The 9,725-nt window shown below is 75.2% G+C and carries 7 protein-coding genes and 2 pseudogenes; 5 read left to right on the top strand and 4 right to left on the bottom strand.

Going from position 1 to position 9,725, the window contains the following annotated elements; translation table 11 throughout:
* Positions 1 to 239, bottom strand: a pseudogene (locus HCN52_RS24845) (hypothetical protein); the annotation flags it as partial.
* 363 nt (positions 240 to 602) lie between these two features.
* On the opposite strand from HCN52_RS24845, the gene HCN52_RS17560 reads away from it, so the two are divergent.
* The 3 genes from HCN52_RS17560 to HCN52_RS17550 all read left to right on the top strand — a co-directional run bounded on the left by HCN52_RS17560 (position 603) and on the right by HCN52_RS17550 (position 3,444).
* Positions 603 to 1,397 (top strand): glycerophosphodiester phosphodiesterase, encoded by a 795-nt coding sequence (locus HCN52_RS17560; RefSeq protein ID WP_168089402.1) that lies wholly within the window; start codon positions 603 to 605, stop codon positions 1,395 to 1,397.
* 194 nt (positions 1,398 to 1,591) lie between these two features.
* Positions 1,592 to 1,984 (top strand): ATP-binding protein, encoded by a 393-nt coding sequence (locus HCN52_RS17555; protein WP_312876751.1) that lies wholly within the window; start codon positions 1,592 to 1,594, stop codon positions 1,982 to 1,984.
* Between the two features lie 491 nt (positions 1,985 to 2,475).
* Positions 2,476 to 3,444: a DUF5926 family protein gene (locus tag HCN52_RS17550; protein ID WP_168089400.1), complete on the top strand. Its 969-nt coding sequence runs from the start codon at positions 2,476 to 2,478 to the stop codon at positions 3,442 to 3,444.
* Between the two features lie 398 nt (positions 3,445 to 3,842).
* Here the strand turns inward: HCN52_RS17550 and HCN52_RS17545 are convergent, their stop codons facing one another.
* The gene (locus HCN52_RS17545) at positions 3,843 to 4,394 is read right to left on the bottom strand and encodes a hypothetical protein (protein WP_168089399.1); all 552 of its coding nucleotides are present in this window, start codon (positions 4,392 to 4,394) and stop codon (positions 3,843 to 3,845) included.
* 331 nt (positions 4,395 to 4,725) lie between these two features.
* Positions 4,726 to 5,433, bottom strand: coding sequence for a bifunctional DNA primase/polymerase (locus HCN52_RS17540; RefSeq protein WP_168089398.1), 708 nt, complete (start codon positions 5,431 to 5,433; stop codon positions 4,726 to 4,728).
* Between the two features lie 918 nt (positions 5,434 to 6,351).
* On the opposite strand from HCN52_RS17540, the gene HCN52_RS17535 reads away from it, so the two are divergent.
* Together HCN52_RS17535 and HCN52_RS17530 are read left to right on the top strand one after the other, a co-directional pair.
* Positions 6,352 to 7,785, top strand: coding sequence for a PP2C family protein-serine/threonine phosphatase (locus tag HCN52_RS17535; protein ID WP_168089397.1), 1,434 nt, complete (start codon positions 6,352 to 6,354; stop codon positions 7,783 to 7,785).
* Between the two features lie 276 nt (positions 7,786 to 8,061).
* Positions 8,062 to 9,543, top strand: coding sequence for an aminopeptidase P family protein (locus HCN52_RS17530; protein ID WP_312876750.1), 1,482 nt, complete (start codon positions 8,062 to 8,064; stop codon positions 9,541 to 9,543).
* Here the strand turns inward: HCN52_RS17530 and HCN52_RS24840 are convergent.
* Positions 9,530 to 9,725 (bottom strand): annotated as a pseudogene (locus tag HCN52_RS24840) (hypothetical protein); the annotation flags it as partial. The gene HCN52_RS17530 and the pseudogene HCN52_RS24840 sit on opposite strands and share 14 nt — an antisense overlap.

Below are 9,725 nucleotides of genomic sequence, written 5' to 3'. Positions count from 1 at the left end.
GCCTCGGCCTGCCGGGGGCCGGTGGGGTCGACCGGTCCGGCGGCGCCGGCGCCCGGTGCGGCCGCGGGGGGTGCCTGAGGGGGGGAGGAGGGCGGAGCCGCCGGGGGAGGGGTGCCGGGCGCCGCAGCCGGTCGCGGCGGGAGGTCGCTCTGCTGCGGGGGCGTGGTGGGAGGCGGCGGTGTCCGGTGGGTCGGGTCGTTGGGGCCCGGTGTGCCTGCGCTCATGTTTTCGCTGGTCACAGCTTTCTCCTCAGGTGCACGACAGGGTGGGGACGGACGCCCCGGTCCAGGCTTGTCCCGCACAGTCTTGCCCACCGCGTGTCAGCCGGAGGTAAGTCCCGCGCGGCTCGGGACCGCCCCCGTCGGGGCGCCCCTGTTGCCGACCGGCCCGGCGGGGCCGGAGCGTTTCCTGCGAGGGGGCGCGTACCCGCCGCGCGCACCCCTACGCGGTGGACGGAGCGTGCGGCAGGCGCGGAGGGAGGCACGGTGCGCCCCCGGGTCCGCGGGGGCGTCGGCGGGGACGTCGGCCGGTGCCGCCGGCGGCGCGCGTCGGTGGGGGACCGGCCCGAGACCGCCACCGGGGGGCGGTGCGACGATACGCGGATGACCGCCGACATCGCTGTGATCGCCCACCGCGGGGCCTCCGAGGACGCCCCCGAACACACCCTCACCGCTTACCGGCAGGCCATCGCGGACGGCGCGGACGCGCTGGAGTGCGATGTGCGGATGACGGCCGACGGCCATCTGGTGTGTGTGCACGACCGGCGCGTCAACCGGACCTCCAACGGGCGGGGTGCCGTCTCCTCCCTCGAGTTGGCGGACCTTCATGAACTGGACTTCGGCTCCTGGAAGGCGCAGGCCGGGGACGAGGAACGGCCGGACCGGCGCGAGGTGGACGCCCCGGAGCAGGAGCGCACCAGGGTGTTGACGCTGGAGCGGCTGCTGATGCTGGTGGCCGAAACCGAGCGGCCGGTGGGGCTGGCGATCGAGACCAAGCACCCGACGCGGTGGGCGGGCCGGGTGGAGGCCCGGTTGCTGGAGGTGCTCGCCGCACACCCGGTACCCGGACCGGTGCGGGTGATGAGTTTCTCCGCCCGCTCGCTGCAGCGGGTGCGCGCCGCCGAACCCGCGCTGGGGACGGTCCAGCTCATGCGGTTCCTGCTGCCCCGCCACCGGGACGGCAGCCTGCCCGTCGGTGCGGACGTGGCAGGCCCCAGTATTCGGGTGCTGCGGCGCGACCCCGGCTACGTCGCCCGGGCGCAGCGGGCCGGGCATCCGGTGCACGTCTGGACGGTGGACGACCCGGCGGACGTGGAGTTGTGCGCCCGTCTCGGGGTAGACGCGGTGATCACCAATCGCCCCCGCACGGTCCGTGATCATCTTCGCAGACTTGCGTGAGCAAATACTCGGTATGATTTACCGCTTGTGTCGCAATGCGTTCGCCTCGTATTCGTTCCTCACGAACTCATCAACGCATCACTGAGCGACGGTTTCCGGCCGGAGGCTACCGGGCATCGAACCTTTGGCGTCAGGCAAAGGAGGTCTCGGGGGTGACGTTGGTGGCTACGCAGCAGGCGACGACAACATCGACCATGTCGGTTCCCCATGGACCGTCCGGGGTCGGTGCGGCACGACGGCGGCTCTGCCGCGATCTACGGGACGGCGGAGCCGCCGAGTCGGTGATAGACGACGCGGCGCTCGTGCTCTCGGAACTCCTCAGCAACTCGTGCCGCCACGCGCGGGCACTGGCACACCAGGAGGTCCATGCGAGCTGGGAGCAGAACGACCAGGGTGAGGTGCGGATCTCCGTCACCGACGGCGGTGGTCCGACACTGCCGGCCCCGGCCACGCCCTCGGTCACGGCGCGGGGCGGGCGAGGTCTCGCCATCATCCGCTCCCTGGCGCGCGACTGGGGCGTTCGGGCCGAGTCGTTCCCCGGCCCGGTGACCGTCTGGGCGGTGCTGGGCGGCGAGCAGCCGGCCTGAGGCCGTCGACGCCGCGCCCGCCCGACCGGCGCTGTTCCACGCGGTACGGCCCCCGGCGCCGACGAGGCGCGCGGGGCCGGTGCCGCTGTGCGCGACGCCGCACCGCTGAGCGGCCACCGCCGCTGCGGTGGTCGGTGGTCCTTCGCTCTCGGCTCTGTGCTCTCCGGCGCGTTGCGCGCGTGTACCGGGCACGGGTCCGCCCGCCCCCGTCGACCGTCGCCGGTGAACGTCCCGACGGACGCGCCCGGCGGGGCCCCCGCACGGCGCCCGCGCCCAGAGCCGCCGCCCTCGCGTCGGGGCGTCGCGCGCCGGGAGGACCGGCTGCCGTCCCTGCGGCGCCGGCCGTGGCCGCCGTCGGTCTCCCCCCCCGTGCCGCCGGGCGTCCGGGCGCCCGGGCCCGCCCCCGCGCGGGCCGAGCAATTACAGTCCCCCTACCGTCCGACGCGCCGGAAGCGGCCGTCACCGTCCCCGAGCAGGAGAGCCGCACTCGCATGGCCAAGAAGCGCCGCCCCCAGACCAAGGCCACCAAGCCGCAGCTCATCGACGGGGAGGTGCCCGTCGTCGGCGCCCGCGAGCCCTGTCCCTGCGGCTCGCAGCGCCGCTACAAGGCGTGCCACGGCCGCGCCGCGTCCCAGGCGACCACCGAGTTGGTCCGCCGCCCGTTCGAGGGCCTGCCCGGAGAGGGCGACTGGGTCGCGCTGCGGGAGCTGGTCCCGGCCGCGACGGTGGAGCTGTCGCTGCGGGACGGGCTGCCCGAGGGCGTCCCCTCGGTGACGCTGGCGACCGTGCTGCCCCTGGCCTGGCCGGCCCTCCGCCGGCAGGACGGCAGCGTCCTCGTCGCGCTGCAGAACGACACCGCGACCGGTGACCTGAGCCGCGACCTCGCCGACGTGCTGCTGCGCGCGCTGGAGGCCGAGCCCGGGAACCCCGTCGCCGCCGGCCGCCCCGGCCCCGACGGGCCGCGCCTCCAGGACGTGCTGGACACCGGCGCCGACTTCGAGCCGGTGGTCCACAGCGGGTTCGAGTTCTGGGTCGAGGCTGCCGACGAGTCGTCGCCCCAGGTCGCCGCGTCACTGGAGCGGGCCAACGAGGCCGTCATCCCCACCGTCCGGCTCGCCGGGGTCGACAGCGCCTACTGGTGCGAGGTGCCGGAGAAGAACCACCTCCGGTGGGTGATGCCGCACCCCGAGGAGCAGCTGATCGACGCACTGGCGCGGCTGCACGCAGTGGGCCGCTCCGACCTGGGGGAGGGGACCCGGCTGGTGGGGTCGTTCCGCGCGCACGGGCTGACCGTCCCGGTGTGGGACCTGCCGTCGTCCATGACCGCCGCCGACTGCGAGAAGCCCGCCGCCGAGTTCGCGGAGCGGCTGGCGGAGGCGCTGGCGGCGACCGAGCCGCTGACCGCCGCCGAGCGCAGCGCGCGCAGCGGCCTCACGAGTCGTCAGGTCACCCTGAACTAAAGGCATTTGCATTTTCATTGCGTCGTCCACAGGGGTGAATCGGCCGCTCCGAGCAGTGATTCCGGTCACAACGGGCCGGGTTCGCGGGGCGGGAGGGCCCTTTCCTGCGTCGCGGGATTTGCGAAACTCACAGGAGTTGTTACCGTCTCAGTGAGCCCGGTCGCTGGTGCATCCCCCGTCTCCAGCGACCGGGTTCTTCTGCGTCCGGGAACACTTCGGGGTGCTGCCGACCCCTGTGGGGCATCTGACCTGGTCACCTGTCCTGGTCGGTGGCCGTCCGCGGCTCGCGGCGCGTTCGCGGCGGCAGTTCGGGACACGCCCAGCCGGACGTCCCGGCGACGGGTCGGCGTCGGGTCGGTCTCCCGGCGAGGGCCGGCACCCGCCCTTCTCCGGCGGCGTCAGGAGCGCGGTGCGGCCGCGCGCAGCGGGTCCCCCTCCGCGCCGGGTGCCGCCAACTCGGCCGTCGCGGAGTAGAAGGACACCGCCGAGTCGTCGACCGTCGGCACCCGCGGTGTCTCGCAGACCCCGCGCGCCGCTGTGGCCGGTACCTCGCACCGCACCTCCACCGTGCCGCCGGCGGGGTCGTGCACCGTCAGTCCGCCCCGCAGCGGCTCCCCCGAGCCGTTGCGGTAGTAGACGCGGGCCCAGGTGTCCGCGCCCTCGGTGACCAGGCAGGTGCGCGCCTCGACGCCCTCCGGCGCGCTGATGGCCGGGCCGCAGTCGGTCTCGGCCGTCCCGGCGGCGCCGTGGCCCTCGCCGCGGGTGCTCTCGCCGGTGTCCGGCCCGGTGTCCGGCTCCACGTCGGTCGCGGTCGGAGGTGCGGCACGAGAGGGGGCGCCGGGCTGGGTGCCGCTCGTGGCGAACGCGAGCGGCAGGGCGAGGGCGAGCGCGACGGCGCTGGCCACCGCGGTGGTGCGCAGTTCTGCGGAACGGGACGTCGACTCGTGCACGGGGGCCCACCGTCCTGCTGTCGCGGGTCGCTCTCGGACCAGCCGACGATACCGGGACCGTGTCGTTCATTCCGGGGCGTAGCGGCTGTCAGCCCCGTCGTCGAACAGATGTGACCCGCAGGGGTGAGAAAGTCGGCGCAGTCGATTCATCCGTTCGGGTGAGTTCCTCGCGTTCGGGGTCCTGGGGCCCCTCCGGGCGCCGCGGGGAACGCGACGCGATCCGAACGGCGGCGCACGGCACACCCACCGCGCTGGACGGGCCCGGCTCCGTCGCGGGGACGGGGCCGGGCCCTCAGGCGGTGCGGCGGGAGGCCCGACCGGGCCCGCCCGGTCAGGCCTGGCGACCGCTGCTGCGGCCCCCGGGGGCCAGGCGCTCGGCGGCCACCAGCGCCTGGAGCACGTGCTCGGCAGCGGGCAGCCGGTGCGGCCGCTGCGCCGGGCCGGGCGCCCGCAGCCAGCCGGCGCGGCCGGCCCCCGTCCACGACGGAGGCAGCGTCACATAGCCGCCCGGGCCGTGGAACCGGAGCGAGGCCGGGAGCCGGCCGGGGGTGCCGCCCTCGGCGGCCGGTGCGTCGGCGACCTGCTCGTCGAGCAGGTCGCACAGCGTCTCGCCCAGTTCGGCGAGGGTGTACGGCGCGACCAGCAGCGTCAGCCGGTCGGGGGTGGCGAGTACGGGGCCGGTGCGCGGCCCCAGGCGGTCGAGCGTCCGCAGGGCGCGGCGCCCCGTGGCGAGCGGCAGGCTGAGCGCGCACGGCGCGGCACCGCCGGTCGCGAGCAGGACGGGTGCGGCCGGCCGTGCCTCCCACCACCACTGGATCATCGAGGGGTCGGCGGTGGCCGCGAGTAGTTCCGGGGTCCCCGGGTGGACCACCGGCGCCGGGCAGCCGGACTGCCCGCACAGGCAGCGGCCGTCGAGGCCGGTTCCGACACCGGGCAGGACGGGCCAGCCTCGACGCGCGTAGTCCAGCGCGGCGGCGCGTGGCGTACAGCGGGCGCGGTGCTGCTCTCCTCTGTGCTGCTTTCCGCGGATCTCACGCATCAGCGTTCGTTCCTTTCCCTCGCACCCTGCCGGACCGGCGCAGGGCTGGGCGGACACCATCACGTGGAACACCGAACTCGGTCATCACCATCAACGGCGACACGGCTCCCAGCTTGCGGGGCGCCGGGCCTGGCGGACACCTGGCGGACGGTGGCGTTTCGCCGCCGTCCGCTGTCGCGGTTCCGGCTCCGGCCGTTCCCGCGCTGGTGGTCCCGCTCGCGGTTCATGATTCCGACGGTACCGGCCGGCGCCCGGAAGGGACCGGCGAACCACCCGGTGGGGATGGCCCGGCGCGGGCTGCGCGTGGTCGGCGCGCATCACCGCGCCACCGGCCGTGATGGTGGGCCCGGCCGGGGCGTCGTGTCCGGGGACGCTATCGCACGACGCGGGGTGCCCGTGCACATGCACCGGCGGAGCGTCGCCCCGCCGTCCACCGCTGCCGCTGCGGGGGAGTCGACGCTTCCGGCGAGTCGTGCGACGGGTGACATCAGGTGCGCGTACGGGATGTTCCGGACATCTGTCGGGGGCGGCGGCCGTGAGGGGCCGCGACGGGGTGGCCGCGTGCCGCGCGCGGTCGCCGTGCGCCCGGCCGGGTCCGATGCGCCGGTCGCGCCCCGGTCGCGCGCCGTCCGTCACTGCCGCCACCTGCGGCGCACGGGGGTGACGCGGCGGGCTCGCCGTGTCGGGGCGAGAAGGGGACGCGGGTCGCGCGTGAGGGGCTTTTCTGCCATTTATCGTGCGGATGCGGCCTGTCGTCGGTGCCGCCGCTCCGGAGCTGGCCACCATCGAGGCCAATCGGACAATGCTGGACATCGCTCCATTCGTGCGTGTACATGTGGAACGTTCCCACCGTGGCCTGCACGACCTGGGGGTTTGCGGTGCCCTTGCGAGGACAAGACACGGCGGAAGTCGATGCTGATGAGTAGCTCATCCCTGCCGAACGTGACCGGAATTCATCCCCCGCTCACCCTGAGCGCCCCCGCCCCGGGGCGATCGGCGACCACCGCGCGGGGCCTGCGGGGCCTGGCCGGCGCCGCCGGTGCGGCCGGTGCCATGCAGGACCGGATGGCCTCCTGGATCTCCGATCTGACGACCCTGCACGACCTGAGCGAGCGTCTGCCGCGGACCCGCACCGTCGAGGAGGCGCTGCACGAGACGCTGCGCGCCGGGGCGTCGCTGGCGGGCGCCCGGCGCGGTCTGATCGCGCTGCGACCCCCCGACAGCGGCGGGCACGACCGGCTCGTCGGGCTGGGCCTCGATCCCGCGGACCTGGGCGACCTGGAGACGGTCCCCCGCGAATCCGCGTCGCACTCCCGGCTGTTGGACGCGGTGGCCGACGCGTGCCCGGGTGAGATCGCCTGCGACGACATCGCGGGTGACACCGAACTCCACCCCCGGCACCGCGAGGTCGCCGCGCGGCTGGGATGCGCCGCCAGCTACGCGCAGCCGCTGGCGGACGGCGACGGCGGCCGGTTGGGCGCGGCGGTGTGGTTCTACGACGAGCCGGCGCGTCCGGACGAGCGCCGCCGTCACCTGCTGGGGCTGTACCTCCGTCAGGCGGGGCAGCACATCGCCAACCGCATCGAACTGGACCGCGCGCGGCACGACGCTCGCGAACTCCACCAGGGGCTGCTGGGGCGGCGGCTGCCCGTGGTGCCCGGGGCGACGCTCGCCGTGCGCCACGGCGGCGCGGCCGCGGGTGGCGGGGTCTTCTTCGACGCGCTGCGGCTGCCGGACGACGCGCTGGGGCTCGCCGTCGGCACCGTCAGCGGCAGCGGACCGGCGACCACCGCGGCGATGGGGCGGCTGCTCGCGGGGCTCCGGGCGTACGCCGTGATGGAGGGCGAGGACCCGGTCGCCGTCCTCTCCGATCTGGAGCTGCTGCTGCGGGTGACGGAGTCCGCCCGGTGCGCCACGGCGCTCTACGGCTACGCGGAACCGGCGACGCGACGCGTGGTGCTCGCCTCCGCGGGGCACCCCCCGCCGCTCGTGGTCGGCCGGGACCGGGTGGAGTTCGCGGAGACGACGCTGTCGGCGCCGCTGGCGATGCTGTCGTGCTGGGAGGCCCCCAGTGTCGAACTGGAACTCGCGCCTGGTGAAACGCTCCTGCTCTACAACGAGGGGCTGCTCCACGCCACCGGCGAGCCGCTGGACCTGGCGTTCTCCCGGCTGTACGACGTGGTCGCGCAGGCACCGGCGGAGCTCCGCCGCGAGCCCGGCGCGCTGGCCGAGCACGTCCGGGGGGAGCTGGTGCCGGCCGGTGCCACGGCGGCCGCGGGCCGCGGACCGGCGGCGGGTCCCGAGCCGCGGGAGACCGTGCTGGTGGCCGCCCGCTTCGACGCGCGGGGCTGAGAGCGGGTGTGAGACCTTGGCGCGCCCGGCCGGACGGCGGCGGCTTCCCGCGTGACCGTAAGGAGCGACCCCGGGGGCCGGGGTCCGCGGCGAGGGGCCCCGGCGAGGGGGCCGGGGTCGCGCGGTGCCCTCCCGGCGGCGCGGGGCGCCGCCAGGGGGCGGCGGCGGGCTCAGCAGCATGGCCCTGTCGCACGCCTTACCGCCGCGCATACGATGGGCAGAGGTCCGGTCGTATCGCCGCCGACCTGCCCACATCGCGAGCGAGGGAGCACAGACGTGGCCGATGAGCAGCGCCCGGAGACCGCCGACAGCCCGGAGGGCACCGCGGCGGAGAAGCCGGCAGAGCCGAAGCCGCGCAAGAACGGACTCGCGCCGAAGGTCTCCGACGAACTCGCGGAGAACATGAAGTCCGGCTGGGCGGACACCGAGCGGACCGACCTGGAGCCCATCGCCCAGGCCGAGCACACCGCGCGCCGTCGCGCCGCCCTGTCGGCGCGGTTCCCGGGCGAGCGGCTGGTGGTCCCCGCCGGGCGGCTGAAGACGCGGTCCAACGACACCGAGTACCCGTTCCGCGCCTCCGTCGAGTACGCGTACCTGACCGGCGACCAGACCGAGAACGGCGTGCTGGTGCTGGAGCCGACCGACGACGGCCACGACGCCACGCTGTACCTGCTGCCCCGCTCCGACCGGGAGAACGGCGAGTTCTGGCTCTCCGCCCAGGGCGAGCTGTGGGTCGGCCGCCGCCAGAGCCTCACCGAGGCCGAGCGCCGCTACGGGATGCCGTGCGCCGACGTCCGCACGGTTCCCGCCCTGCTGGCCGAGGCCCGCGGGCCGGTCCGCGTCGTGCGCTCCTACGACACCACCGTGGAGGCCGCGCTCACCGACAAGGTCACCGCCGAGCGGGACGCGGAGCTCCAGACGTTCCTGTCGGAGATGCGGCTGGTCAAGGACGCGTTCGAGATCGCCGAGCTGACCTTCGCCTGCGAGGCGACCGCCCGCGGCTTCGAGGACGTGGTGAAGGTCCTCGACCGGGCCCAGGCCACCTCGGAGCGGTACATCGAGGGCACGTTCTTCCTGCGGGCGCGGGTCGAGGGCAACGACGTGGGCTACGGCTCGATCTGCGCCTCCGGGCCGAACGCGACGACCCTGCACTGGGTGCGCAACGACGGTTCCGTCAACGACGGTGACCTGCTGCTGCTCGACGCCGGCGTCGAGACCCGCGAGCTGTACACGGCGGACGTCACCCGGACGCTCCCGGTGAACGGCCGGTTCACCGAGCTGCAGCGGAAGATCTACGACGCCGTGTACGACGCGCAGGAGGCCGGCATCGCCGCCGTGCGCCCGGGCGCCAAGTACCGCGACTTCCACCAGGCCGCGCAGCGCGTGCTGACCGAGCGGCTGGTCGAGTGGGGCCTGGTCGAGGGCCCGGTCGAGCGGGTGCTGGAGCTCGGTCTGCAGCGCCGCTGGACGCTCCACGGCACCGGTCACATGCTGGGCCTGGACGTCCACGACTGCGCCACCGCCCGCCGGGAGAGCTACGCCGACGGCACGCTGGAGCCGGGCATGTGCCTGACGGTGGAGCCGGGCCTGTACTTCCAGGCCGACGACCTGACCGTGCCCGAGGAGTACCGCGGCATCGGCGTGCGCATCGAGGACGACTTCATCGTCACCGAGGACGGCTGCCGGAACCTCTCCGGCATGCTGCCGCGCCGTTCCGAGGATGTCGAGCGCTGGATGGCGGAGCTCACCGCCGGCTGAGTCCGACGGCGAGCGGCCCGCCCCGCCCCGCGCGGGGCGGGCCCGCACCACCGGCCGGGTGCCGCGCGCCCGGCCCCGTGAACGCCGGGCTCCGGACCGCCCGCACCTTCCCCCTGGCCGCGACCACCCGCCGGTGCGCCGCCTCCACCTCATCGCTCACCAGGTAGACCGCGCCGGGGCCG

Source organism: Streptomyces bohaiensis (assembly GCF_012033785.1).
Lineage (GTDB): Bacteria > Actinomycetota > Actinomycetes > Streptomycetales > Streptomycetaceae > Streptomyces > Streptomyces bohaiensis.
The sequence above is the reverse complement of the archived record's forward strand: the minus strand, read 5'-3'. Positions and strand labels throughout refer to the sequence as shown.

What these genes read in the sequence shown, in the direction of transcription:
- HCN52_RS17550 (WP_168089400.1), top strand. Translation starts at nt 2,476, where the DNA reads ATGGCCAAGAAGCGCCGCCCCCAGACCAAGGCCACCAAGCCGCAGCTC.
- HCN52_RS17560 (WP_168089402.1), top strand. Translation starts at nt 603, where the DNA reads ATGACCGCCGACATCGCTGTGATCGCCCACCGCGGGGCCTCCGAGGAC.
- HCN52_RS17540 (WP_168089398.1), bottom strand. Translation starts at nt 5,433, where the DNA reads ATGCGTGAGATCCGCGGAAAGCAGCACAGAGGAGAGCAGCACCGCGCC.
- HCN52_RS17535 (WP_168089397.1), top strand. Translation starts at nt 6,352, where the DNA reads ATGAGTAGCTCATCCCTGCCGAACGTGACCGGAATTCATCCCCCGCTC.
- HCN52_RS17555 (WP_312876751.1), top strand. Translation starts at nt 1,592, where the DNA reads ATGTCGGTTCCCCATGGACCGTCCGGGGTCGGTGCGGCACGACGGCGG.